Raw genomic sequence first — 25651 nt, 5'->3', positions numbered from 1 at the left:
AGTTCTCGTGGTTAAAGGCTGATTCGACAATCAGACATTGGCTGTGACATTACGAATCCAGTAGCGCGCCTGATCAAGTTCATCCAGGCCAAAGTTACGGATCTGTGCCTGCATCAGGGGTTTGACCAGCTCGCTGAACCAGCCAATCCATTTTTGATCGGCAACTATCGCCACATGGGAGAAATCCTTGAGGTGCTTGGGCGCAAATTTAAAATCAGCCCAAAGCGCAGATGGAGAGATCGCCCCCACATGCTTGACCACCTCGATAATGCGTACCTCACCATACTCACTGATGACCTGTTCAATGCGCGCGGCCAACAGATCAAACTCCTCACGGCTTAAACCACCATCAAGCTCGAACTCGATGACATTAGTGTGTTCACTCGGCTTAATTGTCAGCATTTTATTCACCTCGCAATTGGCGGATGCTTAAAACGAAGGCTCATGATCAAGCACTACGATAACTAATAAGACCACGCCGCTACGCTTGAGTTTTGCAACATGATAAAAAGCCTGTTGGCCCTACGGATTTTTAAACCGTGCCTTGCCCCACCAGCCCGAGAAGACCCTGATGCCTATTGCCCAACTGATCACCGCCGAACAACTGCACAAGCACCTGCAAGCCCCTGGCACGCGGATTTTTGATTGCCGTTTTGCACTGGATGACAAGGGCTACGGCCGACGCAGCTTCGCTGAGGGGCATATCCAAGGGGCGCAGTTCCTCGACCTGGAAGATGATCTATCCGGTGAAATAAAAACCGGTATCACCGGCCGCCATCCCCTGCCGCAACCGCTGGCACTGACCCGGCGCCTGGCTGAACTTGGCCTGGATAACGAAAGCCGAGTCATTCTTTACGATGACGGCCCCGGAGCTTACGCCGCCAGAGCCTGGTGGCTATTGGCATGGCTGGGCAAACGCGAAGGTGTTTTCGTGCTTGATGGCGGCCTCAAGGCCTGGCGCGAGGCAGGGTTGCCAGTCACGTCCCAGGTGCAGCCTGTGACTGCTGGCAACTTCAGTGGCCAGCCCGACAGTGCGATGGTGCTCACCGCCGAGCAATTGCAGGCCCGCCTGGACAGGCCCGAAATGACCTTGCTGGATGCCCGCGCCCTGCCGCGCTTCAAAGGCGAAGTGGAACCATTGGACCCGGTAGCCGGGCATATTCCGGGGGCTCAATGCGCAGTATTCACCGACAACCTGGACAGTGCCGGCCGTTTCTTGCCCGCCACCGAGTTGCGTCAACGCTTCAGCGATTTGCTCGGACAACGCCAGGCGGAGCAACTGGTGGCCTACTGTGGCTCCGGGGTGACGGCTTGCCACAACCTGTTCAGCCTGTGCCTGGCAGGTTACCCGCTGGCTGCGCTTTACGCGGGCTCCTGGAGCGAGTGGATTACCAATCAAAACAGGCCCATCGCCACTGGCGAGTGATCAGCCATGCAACCGGCAAACCCGCTACATGAGCGGGTTTGTTAATTACCAAGTGCTATATAGATATTTAGTGATCGAAGAAAACAATTTAAAAACAGGCCTTTACAACTCAAAGGTAGCACTACACTTCAACATGAGCGGCTAAACCCGCCCCCGGTAGAGCCTTTGTACGAACAACCAGCTGCCAAGCGCCTGCCCTACCGGTCTCCAGTTTTGTGAGGATGGTATGGGAATCGCGGCCTGCGAACTGAGCCAGCATGTTATCCGCCCGACATTGGTCTATCTGGGCCACTACTCACCTGCTGCGGAGGCCCTGCTTCTGGGAGCTGCGGCCAGTCAATCAAGCCTGTGCGCCGAGCTTGATGACAACCTGGGTCATGGCTTGTTCCGCATTACCGAAACCCGACAACAGCAACTCTGGGACTGCCATCTCGCCTTTGATCCAGACCTTGCCAGCCAGATCCGCGGGCTGGCGAGCCAGCATGCCTTTCTTGATGCCCCGCACATAGAGCTCACGGTCAACCTGCGTTATGCGACCGCCATTGCCTGGATGCTGATTGAAATTGAACAGCGCCCCCTGCCTGAAGTTGATGACCTGGTCGGCATGGCAACAATTTGGCGCCATGTTTTTCGACCAACGGGGCGCGCGCAAGATTTTATTGAGGCATGGCAACGTTGCATTGGCCAGCTCGGTCAAGTTGCCTGACATCCTGCCAAACTGTCCGAATAGTCAGGGTTTGCGTCATTTCAGCTCAGTGCACGCCTGTTCACATTCAGCGAAGATAGCGGCACAACGCCACAAATTGTCCTACAAAACCCGACTTTTCAACTGAACTTTTGCCCTTGGCAAACGCCTAAGAAGCCTGTTAGCTTGCGCTCCCCAGCTACCCTTTGGAGTCCTCCTGTGAGCCAAAAAATTCTAAAAAGCAGTTTGGCCTTAGCCATTAGCGTTGCATCCAGCTACAGCCTAGCCAGCGGTTTTGCCCTCAACGAGCAGAGCATCAGCAGCATGGGTACTGCATTTGCTGGCCGTTCATCCTCTGCCGACGACGCCACCACGCTGTACGGTAACCCTGCTGGTATGTCGCGCCTCAAGCGTGAAGAAGTCTCTGCAGGTGCCGCAGTGGTAATCGCCAAGACCGACATCAAGCACGCCGATGGCAGCCTCAGCGGAAGCAACGACGGCGATATGGTGCCAGTCGTGGGCGTGCCTATGGGCTACTACGTCAAGCCAATCGACGACAAGGTCAGTTTCGGTATCGGCATGTATGTGCCATTTGGCTTGGTAACGGATTACGAGAGCGACTTCCAGGGACGTTATTTTGGCGACAAGAGCGAAGTTCAGGTCATCACGCTGCAGCCAACGGTCAGCTACCGCTTCAATGACAACTTGTCGATCGGTTTTGGCCCGACCATCAACCACATCTCCGGCGAACTGACCTCGAAAATCCCAAGCTTCACCCCTGAAGACGGCAAGGTCAAAATCAAGGGTGACGACGTTGCCATCGGTTATAACCTGGGTGTGCTCTACGAATTCAACGAGCACGTACGTGCCGGTGTGACTTATCACTCCAAGGTGGATTACGAGCTCGATGGCGACACCAAGGTTTCAGTGCCCGATGGCAGCCTGCTCAGTGGTTTCCAAGGCAAGTACGATGCTGGCCTGGATATCACCACGCCTGAATCCGTTGATATGTCCCTGACCTACGACATCAACGACCAGTGGACTGTTTACGCAGGCAGCACCTGGACCCGTTGGAGCCGCCTGGAAGACATCACTGTCAACAACGAAGGCGTAACAGCTCCGTTTGAAACCATCAGCGAAGAGCAAGACTGGCACGACACCTGGGCCCATGCCATTGGTGCAGCCTACAGGCTCAACAAGCAGTGGGTTCTGCGTGCTGGCCTGGCTGTTGACCAGTCGCCTGCCAACAACACGCACCGCTCGCCGCGTATCCCGACCGGCGACCGCAAGATCTTCAGCCTGGGTGCTGGCTGGAGCCCGACCGATGACATGACCATCGACGTGGCTTACTCCTACCTCAAAGAAGACGACGCCAAGCTCGACAACAGCGATCCGCTGCGCGGCAACTACAGCTCTACCTATGAAAACAGCGCCCACGGTCTTGGTGCGCAAGTGACTTACCGCTTCTGATTCGCGGCGCTTAAGCACTCAATTTGTGCGGCATGAATAACAACAAGAAAGCCGCGCAAATCTACCGTCGTTGAAACGCCAAAACCTTTCCCGCCCCATCACGCCTGTGGCAAGCCGCGCTTGCAGGCCGTCGAACGCTCAGCAAATACCAACACCCAGTTGCAACACTGCCAGGCCACCCTGGTACCAGCCCCAGCCAATCAGGCCCAGCAGCGCCAGCCCAACAATTGCTAATCCTGTTCGGATCAACCAGGCTTTGTTCATATCGCGGCCTGGAGATTCTGCAAGCGCGCCACCGGTTGCTCACGCACTGGCCAGTTAAGCGCCGCGGCGATCAGGCTCAAGCCAATCGAGATATACCAGACCAGGTCATAGTTGCCTGTTCGGTCGTACAAATAGCCGCCCATCCAGCCCCCCAGGAACGCGCCCAACTGGTGAAACAGAAAGACAATACCACCGAGCATCGACAAGTTGCGCACGCCAAACATGGTGGCAATGGTACCGTTGGTCAAGGGCACGGTTGAAAGCCACAACAGCCCCATGGCGATACCGAAAGCATAGGCACTCCAGACCGTCAGGGGCGCCCAGATAAAGAGGCCTATCACCACCGCACGTGCCAGGTACAAGGTACTGAGCAGGCGTGGCTTGGAGCGCGAGGTGCCGAGCCAGCCTGCGGTGTAGGTTCCGAAAATATTGAACAGCCCAACCAGTGCCAGCACAGTAGTGCCGACCAGAGCCGGTAAATGCTGGTCAACCAGGTACGCGGGCAGGTGCACGCCGATAAATACCACCTGGAAACCGCAGACGAAAAACCCCAGGGCCAGCAACCAGAACCCCGAGTGCGAACTGGCTTCACGCAGCGCCTCGAGCAGGCTTTGATCGCCTGCCTGGGCCGGGAACGGCACATCCTTGATCATCTTCGCCAAGGGTACGATCAGGGCAACCAGCAGGCCCAGCGCCAACAGTGCCGACGACCATCCCAGCCAACTGATCAAGCCAAGGGTACCCGGCAGCATGGCAAACTGTCCGAACGAACCTGCTGCGCTGGCAATGCCCATCGCCATGCTGCGATCCTCAACCGCAACAGCGCGCCCCACAACGCCAAGGATCACTGAAAACGACGTGGCTGACAGGCCCATGCCAATGAGCAAGCCAGCGCTGAGCGACAGCGACCAAAGCGAGTCGGCAAAGCCCATCAAGCCCAGACCCAGCGCATAGAGGACGCCACCAATAATCACCGTACGTTGCGCGCCAAAGCGGTCGGCAATAGCGCCGGTAAAGGGCTGGGTCAGGCCCCAGATCAGGTTTTGCAGGGCAATGGCAAAGGCAAAGACTTCACGCCCCCAGCCAAAGTCTGCGCTCATTGGCGGCAAGAACAAGCCAAAGCCATGTCGAATACCCAACGACAACGCCAGGATCAACGAAGCCCCAAGAATTATCCAGCCACTTTTACGCCACACATTATTCATATCAATTCCTGGATACGCAGTGACCCGCGCTCAATCGGGGCCTGAATCGAATGCTTGCAACTTGGCGAGCAGGTGGCTCAATTCATCCACCTGTTCTGCCCCCATACGTTCGACAAGCAATTGCTGGACGCCCTGCCATGCGGCAAAGGCCGCCTCGATAACCTGTTCCCCATGGGCACTGAGCAGCACAATGCGATTGCGCTGGTCGGCGCCCTCCTGCATGACCACCAGATCCCTGGCCTCAAGCACCCGCAGGTTACGCCCCAGGGTGCTGCGATCGAGACCCAGGGCCAGGGCAAGATTACTGATGCTCGGCTGCTCCAGACGCTGCAAATGCTTGAGCAGCGAATACTGGGCAACATTGATCCCGATGGCACTTAGCGCATCGTCGTATAACTTGCTGACCCCGCGACTCGCACGGCGCAGCTGGGTACATAGACATTGGGTCGACAACATGGATACGGGTATATACCCGCATTAACCAAAACGCAACTTAAATCGAACTGGAAACTAGTGTGGGCCTTGCCGGACTAGGAAAGCTTCCAGGTCTCTTCAGCGCCTGGCGAGCTTTGAATCCTGGGGCTTTGCCGGCAAACCTGGGCGATGCGCTGAGGTTTCATCTGGGTTTGCCGGGCAATGGACGGGCTGTCCAGTTGACCTTGACCTGAAGCAGCTTTGGCATCTTCAAGACACTTGAGGATAACCCCTTCGTCGATCTTGAATTTCACCCAGCGATAGAGCCAGTAGTGCGCCGCCAAACTGACGATAACGACCAGAGCAATGATGATTTTCTCAGACACAAGCAAGTCCTTCGTAGTGTCGGTCAACCAAGGGCGCAGCCCAAGACCACCACTATCGCGCACTCCATAATCTCGAGCAAGGCGCCCGCGGTATCGCCGGTGGTGCCGCCCAGGCGCTTGAGCATCAACCGACGGCACAGGACAAAAACCAGCCCCGCCGTTATCAGCGCCAGCCAGGCGCCGGGGATAAATACCAGTGACAACCCCGCCACAACAACCAGCAACCAGGGCAACTGCTGACGCGGTAAATGGCTCGACAAGGCCTGCCCCAGGCCGCCCTGGCGTACATAGGGCGTGGTTAAAAACAGCAGCGGCAGCGCACTGCGTCCCAACAAGGGTGCCAGCACCAATACAGCACTCGCCCCAGCCCCAAGCAAGACCACCAGCGCGGCAAACTTGAGTAACAGCAGCAACAGCAGGATCACCACGGCAATAGGGCCACTGCGCGGGTCCTGCATGATATCCAGGGTGCGTTGCTTGTCGCCAAGGCCTCCCGCCCAGGCATCGGCGCTATCGGCCAGACCATCAAGGTGCAGGCCGCCGCTAATCGCCACCCAAAGGCTTAACAGCAATGCGGCCTGCAACAGCGGAGACAGATCGCCGAGTAGATAATGGGCCAGGGACAACACAATGCCGATCAACAGGCCCACCAACGGATACCAGAGCACTGAGCGGCCGTTTTGCTCGGCACTGGGCATCTGACCGAGGCTAATGGGCAGGCGCGTCAGAAACTGCAGCGCAATAAGCAATCCGTTCATCGACATTCGCCCAGGGTGCCGTCCTGCCCGGCCACGAGCCTGACCAGTTGAGCATGGCCAACACTGACCTGCATCAGATCACTGCGCGGCAAGCCCCGCGCCCTCGCCAGTAACAAGCGCATCACCCCGCCATGGGTGACCAGCAAGATACGTTCACCGCAATGGGCCTGTTGCATGCGTTGTACGCTGGCGAGAATACGTGCCTCGAACTGGATCAAGGGCTCGGCATTGGGCGGGGTGTATGCAAAAGGATCGGCCCAGAACCGGCCAAGTCCCTGCGCATCCCGCTGCATGACCTCGGCGCTGCTGAGGCCCTCCCAGTCGCCAAAGTGCAACTCTTGCAAAGCAGGATCGAAAACCAAGGGTATGGCCAGTGCCTGGGCGACCTCTTCGGCAAAGCGTGCGCAACGTTGCAGCGGCGAACTGATCACGCGATCCCACAGCGGCTGGCCTTGCTGTTCACTTAGGACAGTTGCCAGTGCTTCACGCAATTGGGCCCAACCCGTGGCAGTCAGTGCGTCGTCGATCGAACCACGTAAACCGCCGCCCTGCTCGGTTTCACCATGGCGCAGCAAGTCGAGCCGAACTGTCATGCCGACCGCCCAGCAACCGCTGCTTCGGCGAAAGTCGCCATTTGGTTGTGCAGGGCACATGCCATGCGCAGCAGTGGCACTGCCAAGGCCGCCCCGCTGCCCTCACCCAGGCGCAAACCGAGATCCAGCAACGGTTGCCCATCGAGCGCCTGCAAGAGCTTGCCATGTCCAGGTTCTGCACCCTGATGGGCGAAAAACAACCAGTGAACGCAGTCCGGATTCAGGCGCTGCGCAACCAGGGCAGCCACAGTGCAGATAAAGCCATCAACCAGGGCCACAATGCCTTGCTGTGCACAGGCCAGATAAGCGCCAGCCAGGGCAGCAATTTCAAAACCACCCAGACGCCGCAAGCCATCGACCACATCGCTTATCTGCGGGCGATGCAGCGCCAATGCCCTGTCGATGACCTGGGCCTTGTGCTGCACACCGGCAGCATTCAAACCAGTGCCAGGGCCAGCCAGCGCCGAGGCTTCGCATTGCAACAACCAACAAGCCAGCGCCGAAGCCGACGTGGTATTGGCAATCCCCATTTCGCCGGCGACAAACAACTCGCTACCCGCAGCTTGCGCGCGCAGCACTGCGTCACGCCCTGCACCCAATGCCTGCATCACTTGTCCGGCAGTCATCGCCGGGCCATGCAAGAAACTCTCGGTGCCAGCCCCCAGCCCCAGGTGAAGGACGCCAGGCAAGGGATCAAGCGCTGTGGCAATGCCCAGGTCGATCACTTCAAGTTGGGCGCCCAGCTGGCGGCTCAGTACACTGATGGCTGCGCCACCGCCTACAAAGTTACGCAGCATTTGTCCGGTAACTTCCTGCGGGAAAGCCGAAACACCTTCATTGGCAATACCGTGGTCAGCCGCGAAGATACTGACCCAGACCTTCTCGACCTCGGGTTTCTCGCGCCCTTGCAAGCCAGCCAGGCGCACCGCGACCTGCTCAAGCTGGGCCAAGGAGCCCGCCGGCTTGGTCAACTGAGCCTGGCGCGCTTGCGCCGCCAGTTGAGCGGCAAAATCCAACGAACGGCAGCCGCGCTGCAACCATGACTCGTTCACAATGCAGCTCCCTTGAGCACCATGGGCAACCCGGCAACGGTAAACACCACGCGCTGGCAACGCTCAGCCAGGGCCTGATGCAGCCAACCCGCCTGGTCGACATAACGCCGGGTCAGCTCACCAAGGGGAATCACGCCAAGGCCGGTTTCGTTGCTCACAAAGATGATCCGTCCTGGCATCGCCTCGATGCACCTCAGCAACTGATCTATCTCGCTTTGCATTCGCACCTCATCGTTCAACATCAACAGATTGCTTAGCCAGAGCGTCAGGCAATCAACCAGTATGCAGCTATCGGCTGCGGCATGCTCCTGCAGCACCCTGGCCAAATGCACAGGTTCTTCAATCAATTGCCAATGGGCTGGGCGACGCTGGCGGTGATGAGCGATGCGCTGGCTCATCTCGCCATCAAGCGCCTCGCTGGTGGCGATATAGGTCACCGCCATGCCAGACTCCACAGCCAGGCGCTCGGCCAAACGGCTTTTGCCGGAACGAGCGCCGCCAAGGATTAATTCATGCATGGCGCTGCTCCAGATCGATAAATGAACATCAGCTTAAGCCGCACAGGTTTTTAAGCACGGCGCAATCAAGGTGCGCCTCGACCATATCGGCCAGCCGCTCGATGTCGCGCTCGCGCAAGGCCTGGTAATCAACCTCTTCGACCTCAGACAAGCCCGCCCAGCGCAGCAGTGCCGAACAGGCCGATGGCGACTCGAACAAGCCATGCAGGTAGGTCGCCAGAATCTGTCCATCGGCGCTGATGGCTCCGTCGCTGCGGCCATCATCCAGTTCGATCGCCGGTGCCAGCTCAGGGGCGATCAGGCTGACACCCGCATGGATCTCATAACCACTGATGGCCTCGCCGCTCGCCCGCAGCCGCCCAGAGACATTGCGTAATTGCTTGTGCGATTCAAGCACTGTGTCGATGCCCAGCAAACCCAGGCCCGCGCTGCTGCCAGGCGCACCTTCAAGCCCGTGGGGATCATCAATCTGCTGGCCGAGCATCTGCAAGCCGCCGCAGATGCCCAGCACTTTGCCGCCGTAACGCAGGTGTTTGGTTATAGCCAGGTCCCAACCCTGCTCGCGCAAGAATGCGAGGTCCGCACGCACGGCTTTCGAGCCTGGCAGGATAATCAAGTCGGCAGCGGGTATGGGCTGGCCCGGCCCGACAAAGGTCAGCTCGACCTGTGGATGCAGGCGCAGCGGATCAAAGTCGGTGTGATTGCTGATGCGCGGCAAGACCGGGACTATCACCCGCAAGACCTGCTCGGCCTTGCTGATTTGTCGCGTATCAATTGCATCTTCGGCTTCGAGGTGAAAATCCATCAAATAGGGCAACACCCCCAAAACCGGCTTGCCGGTACGCGCTTCGAGCCAGTCGAGCCCAGGTTGCAGCAAGGCGATGTCACCGCGAAAACGGTTGATCACAAAGCCTTTGATCCGCGCCTGCTCGCTTTCCGACAGCAGCGCCAAGGTACCGACCAGGTGGGCAAAGACTCCGCCCTTGTCGATATCGGCAATCAGGATGACCGGGCAATCGACCGCTTCGGCAAAGCCCATGTTGGCGATATCACCCGCACGCAAATTGATTTCCGCAGGTGAGCCGGCGCCTTCGACCATGACCACTGGATAGGCTGCGCGCAAACGCTGGTGCGACTCCAGCACAGCGTTCATCGCGACCTTCTTGTAATCGTGATAGGCCAGCGCATCCATGTTGCTGATCGCCCGACCATGGATAATCACCTGGGCACCGGTATCGCTGCTCGGCTTGAGCAATATCGGGTTCATATCGGTATGCGGGGCCAAGCCTGCCGCTTGCGCTTGCACGGCCTGGGCACGACCGATCTCGCCACCATCTGCTGTCACCGCGCTATTAAGCGCCATGTTTTGCGGCTTGAATGGCACTACTCTGACATCCTGGCGCCGCAACCAGCGGCACAGTGCTGTCACCAGGGTACTTTTCCCCGCATCGGAAGTCGTGCCCTGCACCATTAACGTGGCGCCCGGCTGCTGATTGTCATTCATCCCAAACTCTCATTGAATCTCTCAAGCGCTATCGCCAGACGCTGCCAGCCCGACTCATCGGCAGGCAGGCCAAAACGCAGACTTTCAGGCTGCTGGAAGTAGCGCAGCAAAATACCTTGATTGGCCAAACACCCATGCAGTAGCGAGGCTCGCTCAGTGGCAACCCACTGGAATAACGAGCACCCGCCCAGGGCTGGCAACCCTTGATTTGCCAGCAGTTCACCAAGGCGCTGAGAATCGGTAAGCAAGCGTTGGCGCTGCGCAGACTGGCCTTCAAAATCCCTGAGCAAGGCCGTTGCCATCACCCGGGTCGGTCCACTGATCGGCCAGGGCCCGAGCATCTCGGTAAGCCCCTCAAGCAAGGGTTGCTGCGCCAGGACAAAGCCAAGACGCGCACCCGCCATGGCGAAGAACTTGCCAAAGGATCGCAGCACAATCAGCCCCCGCAGATGGCTGAAACGGGCCAGGCTTTGCTCCGGGGTACAGTCGATAAACGCCTCGTCGACCACCAGCCAGCCGCCGCGCTCGGCAAGACGCGCATGCCATGCCAGCAATTGCTCGGGTTCGATAAGGCGTCCGGTCGGGTTATTCGGATTGACCAGCACCAGCACATCCAGGCGATCAATGGCGCGATTGATACTGGCTTCGCTGAAGCTGAGCAACTTGTGTCCATGACGGCGCCATGCAGCAGCATGTTCGGCATAGGCCAGCGCCAGCATGCCGACCACCGACCTACGACGTAGCCGGGGTAGCGCCTGGATTGCAGCTTGCGAACCGGCCACAGCTAAAAGCGAACTGCAGCCATAATAATCGCGTGCCGCCGCTTCCAGACCATCCTCGGGCTCTGGCAATCGCTGCCAGGCGGACGCAGGAATATCAGGCAGCGCCCAGCCATAGGGAGCAATACCGGTAGACAAATCCAGCCAGTCCGGTAGCGCGATGCCGTATTGCAACGCGGCCAGGCGCAAGCGTCCGCCGTGCTCAAGCACTGAACAATTCCCAGGCACCCAGCAACAACAACCAAAGCACTACACCACCCCAAACCAGGTTGAGCGCCCGTTCGATATCAGCGGCGCGAGCCTGCGGCCCAGCCCCAAGGTCGGGCCGCTGGTGCATCTGGCCGTGGTACTGCGCCGCGCCACCCAATTGCACATTCAAGGCGCCTGCTCCAGCCGCCATGACCGGCCCCGCATTTGGACTGTCCCATAGCGGCGCCTGCTGGCGCCAGCAACGCAAGCCCTGCCGGGTATTGCCAAGCAATGAATACGTCAGGGCAACCAGACGTGCGGGAATGTAGTTAAGTACATCGTCGATCTTCGCCGCCGCCCAGCCAAAGCGCTCAAAGCGCTGATTGCGATAGCCCCACATCGCATCCAGGGTGTTGCTCAGGCGATAGAGCACCACCCCGGGCGCACCGGCGATAATGAACCAGAACAAGGCGGCAAACACGGCATCGCTGCCGTTTTCCAAAACCGACTCGGTACCTGCCCGCGCCACCCCGCTGGCATCAAGCTGCTCCGTGTTGCGGCTGACCAAGTGCCCCACCCGCTCACGCGCCAGGCTCAGATCACCCAGGCGCAAGGCCTGCACTATGGGTCGTGCGTGCTCACCAAGACTGCGCAATCCCAGGGCAATGTACAGCGCGACTATTTCGACAAACCAACCAAAGGCTGACACCTGGCTAAGCAACCAGGTCAAAAGGGTCAATGGCAAGACCGCAAGGCACCAGGCACTGACACCATGACTGCGCCAGCCAGCGCCCGACGGATTAAACCGCTGTTCAATTCGCTCGGCCCACTGGCCAAAAGCCACCAAGGGATGCCAACCCTTGGACTCACCAAAGATCGCATCGGCTGCCACCGCTGCAACAGTGCTCAAAAACAAACTCATCCGCGCGCTTCTACGCAACCTCTTATCAATGCCTGTAGCTGCTGCACGCCATCTGTGAGTGCAGCAGGACCGGGCTGGAGGATATCTGCCGATTTGATCTCATGCAGCTGTTGATTGCGCACGGCCGGAATATTTTCCCAACCCGGACGCGCAGCCACCTGTTCAGGTCGGAAAGGCTTGCCGCACCATGAACCTATTATCAGGTCGGGCGCACGACGAATGACCTCGGCCGGATCGGCGATAATCCGCTGCTTGGCCGCCTTGAGATGGCCCAGCTCGGCAAAGCAGTCGTCCCCGCCCGCCAGCGTGATCAATTCACTGACCCAACCAATCCCGCTTATCAGCGGCTCGTTCCACTCCTCAAAGTAGACTTTAGGGCGGAAAGCCAGTTGCTCGGCAACTTGCCTGATCTGCTGCAGCCCGGCCATTAACTCGTTGATCAACTGGCTGGCACGATCATTGGCATGCACCAGCGCACCCAGGGTTTCGATCATGCGCAGACAGCCATTGATATCACGCTGATTGAACAGGTGGACTTCCAGTCCGGCACGGGCCAGGTCAGCCGCGATATCGGCCTGCAGATCACTGTAGCCAAGCACCAGGTCTGGTTGCAGGGCGAGAATCATCTCCAGCCGGGCGCTGGTGAAACCACTGACCTTGGGTTTTTCCTTGCGGGCCTGGGGTGGACGCATGGTAAAGCCTGAAATTCCAGCGATGCGCGACTGTTCGCCTAGCAGGTAAAGGGTTTCACAGGTTTCGGTTGACAAGCAGACTATACGTTGTGGCCCCAGCATCACGCTCCCCATCGGTCTTCAAACAACAGGTTTTCCAACTCACGCGGCTGTGCCCAACCTTGCGCCTGCAACATCGGTTGCGGGTAGAACTCATTCACAGGCCCGAGACACAAGACGGCGAGTGGCTTACTGCCAACTGGCATGCCCAGTAGTGTGCCTAGGGCTTGAGGATCAAAAAGTGACACCCAGCCCATCCCCAACCCTTCGGAACGTGCGGCCAGCCACATATTCTGAATCGCACAGGCCACAGAGGCCAAATCCATCTCTGGCAATGTGCGTCGCCCGAAAACATGCGCTTCACGGCGGTCCATCAGGCCTACCACCAACAGCTCGGCACATTCGCGAATACCCTCGACCTTGAGCTGCATAAACTCATCGGAACGCTCGTTGAGCGCTTCAGCCGTACGCACACGCTCTTGTTCAACCAACCCGGCAATCGCCTCGCGGGTTTGCGCCTGGGTGATGCGGATGAATCGCCAGGGTTGCATCAGCCCAACGCTCGGCGCCTGATGCGCGGCCTCAAGCAACCTGGCCAGCAACTCCGGAGCGACCTGGCCGCCACTGAAATGGCGCATATCACGTCGTTCGGCAATCACCCGATAGATCGCCGTGCGGTCAGCGGCGCTGTAGGCCTGATCACTCATGGTCGCAACAACTCGGCAACCGCATGGGGGTTGGAAGCAAAATAGAAATGAATATAGGAGGCTGTCAGGCGAGCCTGACGGTAAACCGCTTCGAGCGTGCGCCGGTAATTGGGGCACTCGCCACGTGCGATCTCCGGCAAATCGCCTTCCAGGGAGGAGTGATGATAACTGTGCCCACGCAGCACGCCCTCTGGCAACTCGACTTCTTGCAAGGCCAATGCAGTCAAGCGCGGCTGCAGCGTCGCCCGCCCCTTGAGCAACCCCAGCATGATGCCGGTCTCACCTTGCTTGTCGGTCAAGGACTCAAGTAAATAGAGCATGCCGCCGCACTCGGCCAAAATCGGCTTGCCTGCGCCATGATGCTGCCTGATAGCCGTGGCCATGCCCTGGTTCGCAGCCAGTTGCTGCAAGTGCAACTCAGGATAACCGCCCGGTAAATACAGGCTGTCTACCCGAGGCAGCGCAATGTCGTCGAGGGGAGAAAAGAAGCACAGGGTGGCGCCGAGTTGACGCAATACATCCAGGTTGGCCTGATACAAAAAGGCAAAAGCGGCGTCCCGCGCAACACCAATCCGCACGCCAGCCAACAGCGGCTCAATGGAATGCACTTGAGGCGCTGGAAACGCAACCGGCGGCGGCAATTCAACTTGCGCACTGGCGGCCAGCGCATCGGCGGCGGCATCCAGCCTGGCATCCAGATCAGCCAGTTCGTCAGCCTGCACCAGGCCCAGGTGGCGGCTGGGCAACTCCATCTCGGCACTGCGCGGCAAGGCGCCATACCAGCGAATGGACTCGGGCAATGCGTCGGCCAGGATCTGCCCGTGACGCTCGCTGCCAACACGATTGGCCAAAACCCCGGAAAAGGGCAACCCAGGCTGGAAACTGGCCAGCCCATGGGCCAATGCGGCAAAAGTCTGCGCCATGGCCGAGGCATCGATAACCGCCATGACCGGCACCGCAAAGTGCCGGGCAAGATCAGCAGCCGAGGGTGAGCCATCGAACAGGCCCATGACGCCTTCGATCAAGATCAAATCGGCATCGCCCGCCGCTTGCCACAACAAACGCCGGCTTTCAGGCTCGCCAACCATCCATAAATCCAGTTGATACACCGGCAGGCCGGAAGCGCGCGCCAGGATCATCGGATCAAGAAAGTCCGGGCCACACTTGAACACCTGAACCCGCTTGCCTTGACGTGAGTACAAACGTGCCAGCGCAGCGGTAACCGTGGTCTTGCCTTGCCCGGAAGCAGGCGCGGCGATCAACAGCGCCGGGCATTGGCGCGCGGTCAAAACTCAACCCCTTTCTGCGCCTTCACCCCCGCCTTGAATGCATGCTTGACCAGGGTCATGTCGGTCACGGTGTCCGCCGCTTCAATCATTCCCGGCAAAGCGCCCCGCCCGGTCACTACCACGTGTTGCAACAACGGCCGGGCTTCGATATCCGCCAGTACGGTTTCAAGCTCGAGATAACCATACTTGAGCGCAATATTGAGTTCATCGAGCACCACCAGCATGACCTCTGGATCGCGCAGCAACTGTGCGGCAACCGCCCAGGCCTCACGGGCTTTTTCGATGTCGCGCTGACGATCCTGGGTTTCCCAGGTGAAGCCTTCGCCCATGACGTGGTAACTGACTTCGTCCGGAAAACGGCGAAAGAAAGCCTCTTCGCCGGTGCTCGCCGCACCTTTGATGAACTGCACTACACCCACTTTATAGCCATGCCCCAGGGCGCGAGCTACCATGCCGAACGCAGAACTGCTTTTACCCTTGCCGTTGCCGGTATGCACAAACAACAAGCCATATTCATCCTGGGCCTGAGCAATTTTTTCGTCGATCAGGGCTTTCTTGCGCTCCATTCGCGCTTTATGGCGTGCATCGCGTTCACTTGACTCACTCATGACTGCACCTCGGATTTACGTCCGGCGAACGCTGCCTGCAAGCTAATGAACAGGATGCAGGCCGCTCCCACATACAAGGCCATGCTGGTCAGGTTGCGCGGGTAATACACCCCGATCCGCTCGCCCAACTGGGCCAGGCTTGGGTCCGGGTAACGACCCGAGAAAAACAAGAAACCGCCCCCTGAAAACAGGTAGCAGACAAAGGCGCTCACCGAAACAACAGCTGCCAGCAACAGCAGATTGCTCAACTGCTGGCGGTGCATGCCAGCAAACAAACGCCCACCCAGCCACAGCGAGCCATAGGCTGGAACCAGCATCCAGTAGGCAGGCGACATGCACCAGTCACTCACGCCTGCCCATTGCACAGCGGCCATATCCAGCAGCGACGCCTCAAGAAACAGCACGGGAAAAACCCAGCGCGGCTTGAGCAAGACACCCGCCAGGAAGAATACAGCCCAGGATGCGCTAGGCAGGTTGACCGTGGCGAAATGCTGGCCCCGGGTCATGGCCATCAAGGCCGCAAGCGCAAGGCCGACCAGCAATTGGTGACGTGGTGAAAGGTTCATCATTTTCTCCTGTTGGCAGCCCGCAACGCCCTGGGACGCTCCGGGCAGTTTCTATCCGCTACAGCGCTTGGTAGCGCACGCTGAAATACACGGCCTGGCCTGGCTGGTTATAGCCTTCGGCAGTTTCATAATCGGCACCGAGCAAGTTCGCTACCCGGCTTTGCAGGCGCCATTCCTCGGTCAGGCGATACTCACCACGCAGGTCAACCGTGGCGAACCCCGACAATTCCTTGGTGTTGGCCAAGTCGTCGTAGCGTTGCCCCTCAGCGTGCACAGTGCCGCCGATGCTGAACCTGCCGATCCGGCGGTCAACATCCAGGTTGAACAATTGCTTGGCACGCCGCGCCAGTTCATTGCCATCATTGGCTCCGCTCGACTGGTTTTCCGGGTCCATCAGTGTGTAGTTGGCGTTCCAGTCGAACCCCAGCAACTGACTGGCGACCACCAGTTCAACACCGTTGATACGGGCTTTATCGACGTTCGAAGGCCCCTGGATCGAGGAGTCGTAGGCAATCAGGTCGTCAATTTCATTGCGGAACGCATTAATCGACCAATGCCCCCAGGCGTGCTGACCGGTCAGGCCAATTTCCAGGCTCTGCGAGGTTTCGGCATCCAGGTTTGGGTTGCCGTAGTCGGGGAAATACAGCTCATTGAAGGTCGGCGCCTTGAACGCAGTGCCGTAACTGACGGTGCTGCGCAACCAGTCGGTCAGGGCAAAGCCATAAGCGATATTGCCTGTCTGGTGGTCACCAAACTGCTCGTTATCATCACGGCGCAACGCCAGTTGCCAGTCATGACGGCCCACATCGCCCAGGTACTGGATGAAGTAGCCGTTGTTGTTGCGTGAATCGCTGTCGTAATCGGTGCTGCCACTGATTTCATCGCGTTGGTAGTCAGTGCCCAGGGTCAGGGTCTGTCCCTCGGCAATACTCAGATCGTTCTGCCAGCTGGCGGTATCGCGGCGACTGTCGAAACGCGAGTTGAAGCTGCCATCTGTGTAGGCATCGGACTTGTCCTCACTGCGCCCGACCTGCAAGGTGACCTGCCAGATATCGAACGGAGAGAAACGGGCACGGCCGCCATAGACATTGGACTCGCCATCGGCATTGGCGTTGAAGCCTGAAGTGCGACTGCGGTTGACGCTGTCGTAATCATTGTGCGACTTGGCTTTAAGTACATTGCCGTCCAGCTCGAGACCGTTGTCGAAACGGTAACCGGCACTCAGGCTGCCCGACAGGTTGCGATAGCCATCATCGTCGCTTTCATAACCACTGACATTTGCCGACTTGACGTTGATGCCGTCGGTGTCGGAACTGCTGACCCCAAGGCTGTACCAGGCCTTGTCATCGCCACCGGAAACACCTGCGCTGCCGGTGTAGCTGTCGTGGGTTCCATAACCTGCTGAAAAAAACGGCTTGGCACCACCGCTGCGGCCTTTGCGGGTAAAGATCTGGATAACGCCGCCGATTGCTTCCGAGCCATAGAGACTCGAACGAGGGCCGCGCACTACCTCGATCCGCTCGATCAGTTCAAGCGGCAGATCCTGCAGGGCTGCACCACCCGAACTGACGGAACCGATCTTGACTCCGTCGATCATCACCAACACATGGTCAGACTCGGTGCCACGCATAAACAGTGAGGTCGACTTGCCCGGACCGCCGTTGTTGGCCAGTGAAACACCCGGGACCTTGCGTAATAATTCAGGAACGGAATTGACCTGGCTTTGCTCGATATCCGCGCGGTCGAATACAGTGATGGCAGACAGGCTCTGTTCGGCCGTTTGTGCCGTACGCGTGGCAGTCACCACGCTATCTTCCAGCTGGTTCGGCTCTGCTGCGAAAACCTGGGAACCGCTGGAAACGCCGCACAGCACCACTGCTGCCGACGTCAAAAAGGACTTGCTCTTCATTGTGTATGCTCCGCCGCTCTCACCCGTGCGACATTGGCTGGGGAAGGCATACGGAGAACAGCAGGCGCAATAGCCACAGGTACGCAACTACGTACAGGAAACGCTACGCCCGACAGTGCCCTCCGCAGTGCCGTGAACATGCGACAGGCCGGTCTCCGGGCTTACGAGCAGAGCACTGTTGCCAGCACAGCTACAAACGCACCTTCCCATGCAAATGCACAGTGGTTGAAAAAGCGTTTGATTTGACTCGTTTACCGTTGCGGGGGCAGCGTCGGAATTGTTTGGCGTGGACACGCGAAACGCACCGACTTCCCTGTTTCACCCTGTAAATACAGGGCACCTGAAGCAAGTCGCGCAGAGTAGTGACTTGCGAGCAGAAGGTCAAACAACAATACGCATGCAACCTGCGATTGCCCGATTCAGCAGAAAACCATCCAGGCCTGGTCAGTGACGGGGGTGAAAACCCGCAGGCTTGGCAGACAGCCAGCTCACAAAGGTGCTCAGGCGCTCGTCACTGAGCAGGCGTTCCTTATTGTTGTAGGTCAACGCCAGCTCCTTCTCGGTGAATAAGCGATGCACCTGGTTATGGCAGGCACGACACAACCACAAGGTTGCAGTGATGCGCTCGCTCTTGGCGTAGCGCTTTTGCACATAGGTTTTGTTATGCACAGACCTGGGAATCAAATGATGGCGAGTCAAGGGCGCATCGCGCGCGCACAGTTCACAAGCAGGAGGCTGCGCGGGCAAGCGGAGCGGTTCAGGCATGGCGGCACTATCTCAACAGTGTTTAACGCTTGCGACAGAGCGTCAATCCGTCGCCCAGCGGCAGCATCGACAAATCAATTCGCCTGTCACTTTTAAGTTGCTGGTTTAGTGCCTGAATTGCACGGGTATCCGCGCTTTGCGGCTCGACCTCAAGCACTCGCCCACTCCACAGGGTATTGTCGAAAAGCAGCAGGCCACCCGGCTTGAGCAAGCGCAGCCCCTGCTCGAAATACGCTGGATAATTGGCTTTATCGGCATCGATAAAAATCATATCGACCGCCTCGGCGAGTCCTTCAGCCTCTAGATCGGCCAGGGTTTGCAAGGCTGGCGCCAAGCGTTGCTCAATACATTCACTGACCCCAGCTTGCTGCCAATAGCGCTCGGCAATGGCGTTGTAGTCTGCTGGCAAGTCGCAGCAAATGAGCTGCCCGCCCGTGGGCATTGCCTGGGCCATGCAGATCGCGCTATAGCCCGTGAAGGTGCCAACCTCGATGATGCGCCTGGGTGCAAGCAACTGGACCAGCAACGCCATGAACTGGCCTTGTTCGGGCGCTATTTGCCAACGCGCATTGGCCAGCCCGGCGGTCTCGTCACGCAACTGCCTGAGCAACTCCGATTCGCGCAGCGATACATCGAGCAGGTACTGATACAGGGGTTCGTCGAGGTTGAGCGTCCGATTGGTCATGATCTTTGTGGCTCGCAATAAATCGTTGTCACGCCCCGGATCCTACAGGTTATGGGCAAGCTCGGGACCAAACACCCGCTTGGCATCCAGGTAGACGCCCTGCCAATAGCTGTTAGCCAAACTGTCAAGGCGCACAGTGCCACCGCTGGAGGGGGCATGTACAAACCGCCCCTCACCGACATAAATGCCCGCATGGCTGACCTTGCTGCCACCACTGGTGGCGAAGAACACCAGGTCACCACTTTGCAGGTTATTGCGGCTAACGCTTTGCCCGCGCATCCGACTCAGTTGACTGGTGGTGCGTGGCAGGCTGATACCTGCGGCATCACGATAGACGAAACCAATCAGGCCACTGCAATCGAATCCGCCAGCTGGAGTGTTGCCGCCGTAACGGTATGGCGTGCCAACCAGGCCAATCGCTCGGATCAGCACATCGTCGGCATTACCATTGGCGGCGGGATTGGTTATTCGGGGGACAGGTTGCGGCGTCGGAGGATGACTGGAGCAGGCGCTGAGCAGCGCTGCAAGAGATAGCAATGCAATGCGGATCGGTCGAGTCATGCGAGGCGCACCTTATTCCCTAGTGCGCCTACTCTGCCGCGCTATCGCTTATGACGCAAGTGTGAGCGTGAAGCGAGCAACGGCTGCTCACGCGATGGCTTGCGTGCCGAGAGAACCGTGCGCGTGAAACCGGCCTTGTGGCTGAGCGTCGGTTGGTCCCGCGAACTCTTGCGCACAGCCAGCATTGGCTGGTCCCGCGAGCCATCACCGTTGAGGAAGCGTTTGGCCCCGATGTAGTGACGCGACCAATAGCCACTGCCAAGCTTGCTGATACGGATGGTCTTGCCGGTGCGTGGCGCGTGAATGAAGCGTCCCTCGCCGATGTACAGCCCCATATGGCTGACACGCCCGCGCCCATTGTGGTTGAAGAACACAACATCGCCTGCACGCAGGTCATTCTTGGCAACCTTGGGCGCCTTCATCTTGATCATCTGCGCGGTGGTGCGCGGCAGGTGGATATTCGCCTGGCTACCAAAGAGGTAGACAATCAAGCCACTGCAATCAAAACCACGGCGAACATTGGTGCCACCCCAGCGATAAGGCACGCCGATCAACTCTTGCGCACGGCTAACGACTGCAGCGGCTTTAGGCAGGGAAGCCTTTGGCGCGCCGAGGTGTTTCTCTGTGGCCTGCGCTGAAAAACTGGCCAGAACCCCAAAAGAACAACAAAACAAAATACCGAGTAGAGATCTGCGCATTACGAAACCCAAACAGCAACAGCGGTTGCGGATGCCAAAAAAGTGAAAAAACAGTACGACCGACCCGAGCCATGAGCCCGGGTAAAACCAGCACCAACAAAATTGAAAAAGGCGCCGAAGCGCCTTTGCACATACAACTTATCGGACAGTAACACCCTGCCCGGTTGAAGCCATCGCCAGTACGCGCTTGGCTTCCATATAGGTTCGCTTCCAGTAGGGGCTTTGCAGGCTGTCTACCCGAACCCCGCCACTGCGCCGGCTGGCAGAGTGGATAAATTGATCATCGCCCAGGTAAATCCCGGCATGGCTTACCCGGCCGCGACCATTGGTGCTGAAGAACACCACGTCGCCTGGTTCCAGCTCATCACGCTTAACGATAGGCGCATCGAGATTGATCATCTCGCGGGTAGAGCGCGGCAGTTGCATGCCTGCTTCTTCTTCGAACAAATAGCCGATGAAGCCACTGCAGTCGAAGCCTGACTTGACGCTGCTACCGCCCCAGCGATAACGGGTACCGACCAGGGAAAGGCCATGTTCGAGAATACTGTCGGCCAGCTGTGGCAACTGATAAGACTTCTGTGCAGCAAGCGCATCGGTGAAGTCGGTAAAATCTTCCGTCGCCGGATTAGCAGCCTCAGCCAGAGGTTCAGGCTGATTGATCTGAGTTTGTGGTGCCTGGCCAGCACAGGCTGCCAGAAGAACCGTGAGTGCAATAGGCACGAGGGGTGCGAAGCGTTTTAGCATGGGCACAGCCGTGTCGAATTTAATAAATTCGCGAGACTATGCCTTCTATGGCGTCGATTTGCAAATTCTATCGTCTTAAATGTGACTTAGCAGTTGCGGCAAAACATCTAAGGCCTTCGCGGCGATATAGACATCGACACTGTCGCTCAGGTCGGTGCGCGAAGGGTTTATTTCCGCCGTAAAGCCACCAACGGCCCGGGCGCGCAGAACAGGTTCGACAATATACGCGAAACTGGCACTGGTGCCGATGCTCAATACCAGGTCGAAACCCTCGGCCAGTTGTTGATACAGCGTGGCGATGGCCTTTTCTGGCAGCATCTCTTCAAACAACACCACCGGCGGGCGCATCACCCCCTCGCACTGACGACAAAGGGGCGGCAAGGCCTGCTCCAGACGAGCAGACAGTTGATTGTCCTGCAGCCCACAAGCCTGGCAATACAGCGGTGCAAGCTGGCCATGGATTTCTATCAGCCGCTCTGCGGGGCTGCCTGCGGCGCGATGAAAGCCATCGATATTCTGGGTCAGCAGCCAACACTCTGGCTTGAGTCTTTGCAACTCGGCGATAACCTGGTGCCCGGCATTGGGCTGCGCACCAAGGCAGGCCCTGCCCAGCTCGGCCAGGTACTTCCAGCACAATGCCGGGTCCCGTTGCAGCATAGGCCCGCTGAGCGCGGCTTCGATGGGCACGCCTTCGTCGGTATTGCCGTTATACAAGCCACCAACGCCGCGATAGGTTGGCAGGCCGGAATCTGCTGAAAGCCCTGCACCCGTGATAATCAACACGCGCTCGGCGCATTTGAATGCCTGGGCCAGTTGTTCGATTTCGCTCAGCATCCTCTACCCCTTGCCAGCGCGGCAAATGGTCGCACTCAATGATTAACCGTGTAGGCCAGCATCGTAGACAACTGACACAGCGGCCGCCCGCTTTGCTCATGCCAGGTGTTGAACGCCGCCTGAACTGTTGCCAGGTCCCTGAGACTGGTCGGCACCTTGTCGATAATGCCCTGGGCATTCAGTGCCGCGACCATGTCGTTGGTCGGCACAAAGGTGTCCTTACCGACCATGCGCAAAAAACGCGGTGCCGACAAGCCACCCATTTGCGCACCGTGCTTGGCGATATACTTCCACAGGCCAACGATATCCGTCACTGGCCAACTGGCGATCAACTCACCGAAGCTGCCCTTTTCGTGGCGCACATCGAGGATAAACTGGGCATTGCGCGGCACGCTCTTGAGCTTGCCCAAGTGACGGATGATGCGCGAGTCCTGCATCAGGTTTTCAATCCGCTCGGCCCCCATCAGCACCACTTTCTCGGGGTCGAACCCAAAGAAAACCTGTTCGAACGCTGGCCATTTGGCGTCTATCACGCTGTGGCGCAAGCCTGCGCGAAACACTCGCAAGCTCATCACCGACAGATAGCGATCATCGCTGATGCTGCGCAGGTACTCAGCTGACTCAGGCTGGGGCAAGTGCGCCTCAAGCTCGGCGGCAGAGCCAAAACGGTTTAGACAATATTCATTGAGCCACTTGTAGTCGCGCATGCATTACCTTTGTGAATTGTGTGTGCGCTGCCCGGCCGCTGCTTGCGCGCTTCCTAGAGGTTCATCACATCCACAAAGCGCGGCGTCGCATCCTGATCGATCTTCAGGCTTGCGAAGTCAAACAGCTCCCGGTCGGCCAGTTGCGAGGGCACGATGTTCTGCAGGGCGCGGAACATGATCTCGGTACGTCCCGGGGTTTTGCGCTCCCATTCCTGGAGCATGTCTTTGACCACCTGGCGTTGCAGGTTTTCCTGCGAGCCGCACAGGTTACAAGGAATGATGGGGAACTCCTTGAGGGTCGAATAGGCTTCGATATCGGCCTCGTTGCAGTAGGCCAGCGGACGAATCACCACGTTACGACCATCGTCAGAACGCAGCTTGGGCGGCATGGCCTTCAGGGTGCCGCCGTAGAACATATTGAGGAAGAAGGTTTCCAGAATATCGTCCCGGTGATGACCCAGCGCCATTTTCGTCGCACCAATTTCATCGGCGAAGGTATACAAGGTGCCGCGACGCAGGCGCGAGCACAGCGAACAGGTCGTTTTGCCTTCAGGTATCTTTTCCTTGACCACCGAATAGGTGTCTTTCTCGACGATGTGGTACGCCACGCCAAGGGACTCCAGGTAGGCTGGCAACACATGCTCAGGAAAGCCGGGCTGCTTCTGGTCCATGTTCACGGCGACAATTTCAAACTTGATCGGCGCAACCTTCTGCAGGTGCAGCAATACATCGAGCATGGTGTAGCTGTCTTTACCGCCCGACAGGCACACCATTACCTTGTCGCCATCTTCGATCATGTTGTAGTCGGCAATGGCTTCGCCCGCCTGGCGACGCAGACGTTTTTGCAATTTGTTCTGATTGACCGAGAGGGTGCCCATGGTGCGCTGGTGTCCGCATAGAAATACTAAAGCCCGACAGTTTACCTAGGGTTCCTCCGAAAAAGGTAGCAAGCGACGATAGGACAAGGCAAAAACCACAAAAAAGCGACCGGGGGCGCACTCGAATTTATGTTCTGTAATTGAGCATTTGACGCGCTTCGCTCCCCCCTTTCGGAGCCGCCCCCAGGTGCATTCAGCCGAAAGGCGGCGAGGGTTTTTAACCCAGTAATATCTAGCGCAGTAGTTTTTCAGGATTGCCTGGATTGTGCGCGCTGCCCTACCCCACTAATCGCCTGGGACAGCGATTCAACTGCGCAGGCAGCAAATGAGACTTTGGGCACAGTTACCGCCACTGGAGCTGATCATTCGCTGCCAGCGGGCGACACAGTTGGTAGGCTTGACCCATGACTGAAGCCCTTGATCCAACACTCGATTTACCCGCGCAGGTGCTGAGCCTGTTGCAGGCCGCACCCGAAGGGCTGAGCGAGTACGCGCTTATCCAGCAGCTAATGGCCCTGCATTCAACCCATATTCCCAATTTGCCGCTGACCGACAAGCTGGCCTTGTTTCGCACTCACTTCCTGTTGTTCAACGCGCTCTATCGACTGCGCGACCAGCTTTGGCAGCAACAGAGCGCCGAGTTGCACATCAGCGCGATCCTGATCGAACTGCGCCCCTTTCAAGCAAGCCAGAAGCCAGGCCAGCAGCCCCTGGGCGAACATGATCCACTGCGTAGCTACTACCTGGATATGGACAACCTGCGCGGCATCGAGGAACGAGATGTTGAAAAGTTATTGGCGAGTTTCTGGACGCGAATGCAAGGTGGCGATGAGAAACTGGCGGCACTTGAACTGTTCGAGCTTCAGCACAGCGCTGAAGCCCTCGACCTGACCCGGATCAAGCAGCGCTATCGGCAGTTGGTCAGCATCCATCACCCGGACCGGGGCGGCAATACAGAGCGCTTGCAGTCGATCAACAAAGCCATGGAAATTCTTGCACGCTATTACCAGTGAGCTGTACAGAGCAATTTGCTCTAAGCCAATACCCCTCATTTTCCCCAGCCTCTGCCTATACTGCGACATACGGTCGCATTTAAATTGGCCTGTACCCGGCAACGCTGCCCATGCGTCTCGGGCACTTCGCTGGGGGGCGATCGGATAACAAGAGGAGGTGCCTGGTATGATCCACCATGTTTGGGGGCTCTTCACCCATCCCGACCAAGAATGGCAAGAAATACGTGGCGAGGAAGAATCCATCAGCCACATGTATCTCACCCATGTACTGGTGCTTGCTGCCATTCCCGCAGTATCGGCCTATATCGGAACCACGCAGGTAGGCTGGTCCATCGGTCAACGCGAACCGGTGATGCTCACCGAAAGCAGCGCCCTGTATCTCACCATTCTGTCCTACATCGCCATGCTTGCCGGAGTTGCAGTCATGGGCGCGTTTATCCACTGGATGGCACGCACCTATGACGCCACGCCATCACTCACCCGCTGCGTGGTGTTCGCCGCTTATACCGCAACCCCGCTGTTCATAGGAGGTTTGGCTGCGCTGTATCCGCACATGTGGCTGGGCATGGTGCTCGGCACAGTTGCCATTTGCTACACGGTGTACTTGCTCTATGTCGGCATTCCAACCTTTATGAGCATTCCCGAGGACGAGGGTTTCATGTTCTCAAGCTCAGTGCTTGCCGTTGGCCTGGTGGTGCTGGTGGCGATGATTGCCGCATCGGTCATCTTCTGGGGATTGGGAATTGGCCCTGAATACACCAGTTGATCACTGGCTCAAACCAATGACGAAA

At 58.2% G+C, this 25651-nt stretch carries 31 protein-coding genes and 1 riboswitch; of the genes, 5 read left to right on the top strand and 26 right to left on the bottom strand.

The features are described from left to right. Nucleotides 1-30 precede the first annotated feature (30 nt). Nucleotides 31-402, bottom strand: a complete 372-nt coding sequence (locus PSES9_RS0106275) for an STAS/SEC14 domain-containing protein (protein WP_010485144.1) — start codon at nucleotides 400-402, stop codon at nucleotides 31-33. A gap of 169 nt (nucleotides 403-571) precedes the next feature. On the opposite strand from PSES9_RS0106275, the gene PSES9_RS0106270 reads away from it, so the two are divergent. The 3 genes from PSES9_RS0106270 (at nucleotide 572) to PSES9_RS0106260 (ending at nucleotide 3581) form a co-directional block, all read left to right on the top strand. Then, nucleotides 572-1426, top strand: a complete 855-nt coding sequence (locus tag PSES9_RS0106270; protein ID WP_010485143.1) for a sulfurtransferase — start codon at nucleotides 572-574, stop codon at nucleotides 1424-1426. Nucleotides 1427-1652: 226 nt separating this feature from the next. Further along, a complete protein-coding gene (locus PSES9_RS0106265) occupies nucleotides 1653-2132 on the top strand; it encodes a hypothetical protein (RefSeq protein WP_029529398.1) in 480 nt (159 codons plus the stop codon). Nucleotides 2133-2330: 198 nt separating this feature from the next. Beyond that, the gene (locus PSES9_RS0106260; RefSeq protein ID WP_010485141.1) at nucleotides 2331-3581 is read left to right on the top strand and encodes an OmpP1/FadL family transporter; all 1251 of its coding nucleotides are present in this window, start codon (nucleotides 2331-2333) and stop codon (nucleotides 3579-3581) included. 138 nt (nucleotides 3582-3719) lie between these two features. On the opposite strand, the gene PSES9_RS25490 is transcribed toward PSES9_RS0106260, so the two are convergent. The 25 genes from PSES9_RS25490 to ttcA all read right to left on the bottom strand — a co-directional run bounded on the left by PSES9_RS25490 (nucleotide 3720) and on the right by ttcA (nucleotide 23847). Continuing rightward, on the bottom strand, nucleotides 3720-3845 hold the full coding sequence (locus tag PSES9_RS25490) for a hypothetical protein (RefSeq protein WP_274377980.1): 126 nt from the start codon (nucleotides 3843-3845) through the stop codon (nucleotides 3720-3722). Next, nucleotides 3842-5050 (bottom strand): MFS transporter, encoded by a 1209-nt coding sequence (locus PSES9_RS0106250; RefSeq protein WP_010485139.1) that lies wholly within the window; start codon nucleotides 5048-5050, stop codon nucleotides 3842-3844. Before PSES9_RS0106250 ends, PSES9_RS25490 begins: the two co-directional genes overlap by 4 nt. Before the next feature lie 30 nt (nucleotides 5051-5080). Beyond that, nucleotides 5081-5506, bottom strand: a complete 426-nt coding sequence (locus tag PSES9_RS0106245; RefSeq protein ID WP_010485137.1) for a MarR family winged helix-turn-helix transcriptional regulator — start codon at nucleotides 5504-5506, stop codon at nucleotides 5081-5083. A gap of 74 nt (nucleotides 5507-5580) precedes the next feature. Continuing rightward, a complete protein-coding gene (locus PSES9_RS0106240; protein WP_010485135.1) occupies nucleotides 5581-5850 on the bottom strand; it encodes a hypothetical protein in 270 nt (89 codons plus the stop codon). Between the two features lie 23 nt (nucleotides 5851-5873). Beyond that, nucleotides 5874-6608 carry an adenosylcobinamide-GDP ribazoletransferase gene (locus PSES9_RS0106235; protein WP_010485133.1) on the bottom strand — a complete coding sequence of 245 codons (735 nt, stop codon included), beginning with the start codon at nucleotides 6606-6608 and terminating at the stop codon, nucleotides 5874-5876. Continuing rightward, nucleotides 6605-7201: a histidine phosphatase family protein gene (locus PSES9_RS0106230; RefSeq protein ID WP_010485131.1), complete on the bottom strand. Its 597-nt coding sequence runs from the start codon at nucleotides 7199-7201 to the stop codon at nucleotides 6605-6607. The genes PSES9_RS0106235 and PSES9_RS0106230 overlap by 4 nt, the downstream gene beginning before the upstream one ends. Next, entirely contained in the window at nucleotides 7198-8253 is a 1056-nt protein-coding gene (cobT, locus tag PSES9_RS0106225; protein WP_010485129.1) for a nicotinate-nucleotide--dimethylbenzimidazole phosphoribosyltransferase, read from the bottom strand. Before cobT ends, PSES9_RS0106230 begins: the two co-directional genes overlap by 4 nt. Continuing rightward, nucleotides 8250-8771, bottom strand: a complete 522-nt coding sequence (gene cobU / locus PSES9_RS0106220) for a bifunctional adenosylcobinamide kinase/adenosylcobinamide-phosphate guanylyltransferase (RefSeq protein WP_010485127.1) — start codon at nucleotides 8769-8771, stop codon at nucleotides 8250-8252. The genes cobT and cobU overlap by 4 nt, the downstream gene beginning before the upstream one ends. Before the next feature lie 28 nt (nucleotides 8772-8799). Further along, nucleotides 8800-10275, bottom strand: a complete 1476-nt coding sequence (locus tag PSES9_RS0106215) for a cobyric acid synthase (protein WP_010485126.1) — start codon at nucleotides 10273-10275, stop codon at nucleotides 8800-8802. Then, nucleotides 10272-11264: a threonine-phosphate decarboxylase CobD gene (gene cobD / locus PSES9_RS0106210; protein ID WP_010485124.1), complete on the bottom strand. Its 993-nt coding sequence runs from the start codon at nucleotides 11262-11264 to the stop codon at nucleotides 10272-10274. Before cobD ends, PSES9_RS0106215 begins: the two co-directional genes overlap by 4 nt. After that, a complete protein-coding gene (gene cbiB / locus PSES9_RS0106205; RefSeq protein WP_010485122.1) occupies nucleotides 11257-12165 on the bottom strand; it encodes an adenosylcobinamide-phosphate synthase CbiB in 909 nt (302 codons plus the stop codon). Before cbiB ends, cobD begins: the two co-directional genes overlap by 8 nt. Then, the gene (locus PSES9_RS0106200) at nucleotides 12162-12959 is read right to left on the bottom strand and encodes a cobalamin-binding protein (RefSeq protein WP_010485120.1); all 798 of its coding nucleotides are present in this window, start codon (nucleotides 12957-12959) and stop codon (nucleotides 12162-12164) included. The genes cbiB and PSES9_RS0106200 overlap by 4 nt, the downstream gene beginning before the upstream one ends. Next, nucleotides 12959-13603 carry a 5,6-dimethylbenzimidazole synthase gene (gene bluB / locus PSES9_RS0106195; protein ID WP_010485119.1) on the bottom strand — a complete coding sequence of 215 codons (645 nt, stop codon included), beginning with the start codon at nucleotides 13601-13603 and terminating at the stop codon, nucleotides 12959-12961. Before bluB ends, PSES9_RS0106200 begins: the two co-directional genes overlap by 1 nt. Continuing rightward, nucleotides 13600-14892, bottom strand: a complete 1293-nt coding sequence (locus tag PSES9_RS0106190; RefSeq protein WP_010485116.1) for a cobyrinate a,c-diamide synthase — start codon at nucleotides 14890-14892, stop codon at nucleotides 13600-13602. Before PSES9_RS0106190 ends, bluB begins: the two co-directional genes overlap by 4 nt. Beyond that, complete coding sequence (gene cobO, locus PSES9_RS0106185) at nucleotides 14889-15500, bottom strand: cob(I)yrinic acid a,c-diamide adenosyltransferase (RefSeq protein WP_010485114.1); 612 nt, start codon at nucleotides 15498-15500, stop codon at nucleotides 14889-14891. The genes PSES9_RS0106190 and cobO overlap by 4 nt, the downstream gene beginning before the upstream one ends. Further along, entirely contained in the window at nucleotides 15497-16069 is a 573-nt protein-coding gene (locus PSES9_RS0106180; protein WP_029529396.1) for a hypothetical protein, read from the bottom strand. The genes cobO and PSES9_RS0106180 overlap by 4 nt, the downstream gene beginning before the upstream one ends. A 55-nt stretch (nucleotides 16070-16124) precedes the next feature. Further along, entirely contained in the window at nucleotides 16125-17975 is a 1851-nt protein-coding gene (btuB, locus tag PSES9_RS0106175) for a TonB-dependent vitamin B12 receptor (protein ID WP_010485110.1), read from the bottom strand. Nucleotides 17976-18104: 129 nt separating this feature from the next. After that, a riboswitch (cobalamin riboswitch) is annotated at nucleotides 18105-18334 on the bottom strand. An 85-nt stretch (nucleotides 18335-18419) separates the two neighbouring features. Beyond that, on the bottom strand, nucleotides 18420-18740 hold the full coding sequence (locus PSES9_RS0106170; RefSeq protein WP_010485108.1) for a hypothetical protein: 321 nt from the start codon (nucleotides 18738-18740) through the stop codon (nucleotides 18420-18422). A 22-nt stretch (nucleotides 18741-18762) separates the two neighbouring features. After that, on the bottom strand, nucleotides 18763-19425 hold the full coding sequence (locus tag PSES9_RS0106165; RefSeq protein ID WP_010485106.1) for an O-methyltransferase: 663 nt from the start codon (nucleotides 19423-19425) through the stop codon (nucleotides 18763-18765). Nucleotides 19426-19467: 42 nt separating this feature from the next. Further along, the gene (locus PSES9_RS0106160) at nucleotides 19468-19986 is read right to left on the bottom strand and encodes a C40 family peptidase (RefSeq protein WP_010485104.1); all 519 of its coding nucleotides are present in this window, start codon (nucleotides 19984-19986) and stop codon (nucleotides 19468-19470) included. A gap of 41 nt (nucleotides 19987-20027) precedes the next feature. Continuing rightward, the gene (locus PSES9_RS23035) at nucleotides 20028-20684 is read right to left on the bottom strand and encodes a C40 family peptidase (protein WP_083840247.1); all 657 of its coding nucleotides are present in this window, start codon (nucleotides 20682-20684) and stop codon (nucleotides 20028-20030) included. Nucleotides 20685-20822: 138 nt separating this feature from the next. Next, nucleotides 20823-21428, bottom strand: a complete 606-nt coding sequence (locus PSES9_RS0106150) for a C40 family peptidase (protein WP_010485101.1) — start codon at nucleotides 21426-21428, stop codon at nucleotides 20823-20825. 75 nt (nucleotides 21429-21503) lie between these two features. After that, complete coding sequence (locus PSES9_RS0106145; RefSeq protein ID WP_010485099.1) at nucleotides 21504-22262, bottom strand: NAD-dependent deacylase; 759 nt, start codon at nucleotides 22260-22262, stop codon at nucleotides 21504-21506. A 35-nt stretch (nucleotides 22263-22297) separates the two neighbouring features. Continuing rightward, nucleotides 22298-22969: a DNA-3-methyladenine glycosylase I gene (locus PSES9_RS0106140; RefSeq protein ID WP_010485097.1), complete on the bottom strand. Its 672-nt coding sequence runs from the start codon at nucleotides 22967-22969 to the stop codon at nucleotides 22298-22300. 53 nt (nucleotides 22970-23022) lie between these two features. After that, nucleotides 23023-23847 carry a tRNA 2-thiocytidine(32) synthetase TtcA gene (ttcA, locus tag PSES9_RS0106135; RefSeq protein WP_010485095.1) on the bottom strand — a complete coding sequence of 275 codons (825 nt, stop codon included), beginning with the start codon at nucleotides 23845-23847 and terminating at the stop codon, nucleotides 23023-23025. A gap of 404 nt (nucleotides 23848-24251) precedes the next feature. On the opposite strand from ttcA, the gene PSES9_RS0106130 reads away from it, so the two are divergent. Together PSES9_RS0106130 and PSES9_RS0106125 are read left to right on the top strand one after the other, a co-directional pair. Then, a complete protein-coding gene (locus PSES9_RS0106130; RefSeq protein WP_010485093.1) occupies nucleotides 24252-24860 on the top strand; it encodes a DNA-J related domain-containing protein in 609 nt (202 codons plus the stop codon). Between the two features lie 166 nt (nucleotides 24861-25026). Next, nucleotides 25027-25626, top strand: coding sequence for a Yip1 family protein (locus PSES9_RS0106125; protein WP_010485091.1), 600 nt, complete (start codon nucleotides 25027-25029; stop codon nucleotides 25624-25626). Nucleotides 25627-25651 lie beyond the last annotated feature (25 nt).

The sequence above is a fragment of the Pseudomonas sp. S9 genome (assembly GCF_000222125.1).
GTDB lineage: Bacteria > Pseudomonadota > Gammaproteobacteria > Pseudomonadales > Pseudomonadaceae > Aquipseudomonas > Aquipseudomonas segetis.
This window is presented reverse-complemented; position numbering and strand designations above follow the sequence as displayed.

Bases quoted from the DNA above. Each gene is read 5' to 3' on its own strand.
- PSES9_RS0106275 (WP_010485144.1), bottom strand. From the start codon at position 402: ATGCTGACAATTAAGCCGAGTGAACACACTAATGTCATCGAGTTCGAG.
- PSES9_RS0106270 (WP_010485143.1), top strand. From the start codon at position 572: ATGCCTATTGCCCAACTGATCACCGCCGAACAACTGCACAAGCACCTG.
- PSES9_RS0106265 (WP_029529398.1), top strand. From the start codon at position 1,653: ATGGGAATCGCGGCCTGCGAACTGAGCCAGCATGTTATCCGCCCGACA.
- PSES9_RS25490 (WP_274377980.1), bottom strand. From the start codon at position 3,845: ATGAACAAAGCCTGGTTGATCCGAACAGGATTAGCAATTGTTGGGCTG.
- PSES9_RS0106250 (WP_010485139.1), bottom strand. From the start codon at position 5,050: ATGAATAATGTGTGGCGTAAAAGTGGCTGGATAATTCTTGGGGCTTCG.
- PSES9_RS0106245 (WP_010485137.1), bottom strand. From the start codon at position 5,506: ATGTTGTCGACCCAATGTCTATGTACCCAGCTGCGCCGTGCGAGTCGC.
- PSES9_RS0106235 (WP_010485133.1), bottom strand. From the start codon at position 6,608: ATGAACGGATTGCTTATTGCGCTGCAGTTTCTGACGCGCCTGCCCATT.
- PSES9_RS0106230 (WP_010485131.1), bottom strand. From the start codon at position 7,201: ATGACAGTTCGGCTCGACTTGCTGCGCCATGGTGAAACCGAGCAGGGC.
- cobU (WP_010485127.1), bottom strand. From the start codon at position 8,771: ATGCATGAATTAATCCTTGGCGGCGCTCGTTCCGGCAAAAGCCGTTTG.
- PSES9_RS0106215 (WP_010485126.1), bottom strand. From the start codon at position 10,275: ATGAATGACAATCAGCAGCCGGGCGCCACGTTAATGGTGCAGGGCACG.
- cbiB (WP_010485122.1), bottom strand. From the start codon at position 12,165: ATGAGTTTGTTTTTGAGCACTGTTGCAGCGGTGGCAGCCGATGCGATC.
- PSES9_RS0106200 (WP_010485120.1), bottom strand. From the start codon at position 12,959: ATGCTGGGGCCACAACGTATAGTCTGCTTGTCAACCGAAACCTGTGAA.
- bluB (WP_010485119.1), bottom strand. From the start codon at position 13,603: ATGAGTGATCAGGCCTACAGCGCCGCTGACCGCACGGCGATCTATCGG.
- cobO (WP_010485114.1), bottom strand. From the start codon at position 15,500: ATGAGTGAGTCAAGTGAACGCGATGCACGCCATAAAGCGCGAATGGAG.
- PSES9_RS0106180 (WP_029529396.1), bottom strand. From the start codon at position 16,069: ATGATGAACCTTTCACCACGTCACCAATTGCTGGTCGGCCTTGCGCTT.
- btuB (WP_010485110.1), bottom strand. From the start codon at position 17,975: ATGAAGAGCAAGTCCTTTTTGACGTCGGCAGCAGTGGTGCTGTGCGGC.
- PSES9_RS0106170 (WP_010485108.1), bottom strand. From the start codon at position 18,740: ATGCCTGAACCGCTCCGCTTGCCCGCGCAGCCTCCTGCTTGTGAACTG.
- PSES9_RS0106165 (WP_010485106.1), bottom strand. From the start codon at position 19,425: ATGACCAATCGGACGCTCAACCTCGACGAACCCCTGTATCAGTACCTG.
- PSES9_RS0106160 (WP_010485104.1), bottom strand. From the start codon at position 19,986: ATGACTCGACCGATCCGCATTGCATTGCTATCTCTTGCAGCGCTGCTC.
- PSES9_RS23035 (WP_083840247.1), bottom strand. From the start codon at position 20,684: ATGCGCAGATCTCTACTCGGTATTTTGTTTTGTTGTTCTTTTGGGGTT.
- PSES9_RS0106150 (WP_010485101.1), bottom strand. From the start codon at position 21,428: ATGCTAAAACGCTTCGCACCCCTCGTGCCTATTGCACTCACGGTTCTT.
- PSES9_RS0106145 (WP_010485099.1), bottom strand. From the start codon at position 22,262: ATGCTGAGCGAAATCGAACAACTGGCCCAGGCATTCAAATGCGCCGAG.
- PSES9_RS0106140 (WP_010485097.1), bottom strand. From the start codon at position 22,969: ATGCGCGACTACAAGTGGCTCAATGAATATTGTCTAAACCGTTTTGGC.
- ttcA (WP_010485095.1), bottom strand. From the start codon at position 23,847: ATGGGCACCCTCTCGGTCAATCAGAACAAATTGCAAAAACGTCTGCGT.
- PSES9_RS0106130 (WP_010485093.1), top strand. From the start codon at position 24,252: ATGACTGAAGCCCTTGATCCAACACTCGATTTACCCGCGCAGGTGCTG.
- PSES9_RS0106125 (WP_010485091.1), top strand. From the start codon at position 25,027: ATGATCCACCATGTTTGGGGGCTCTTCACCCATCCCGACCAAGAATGG.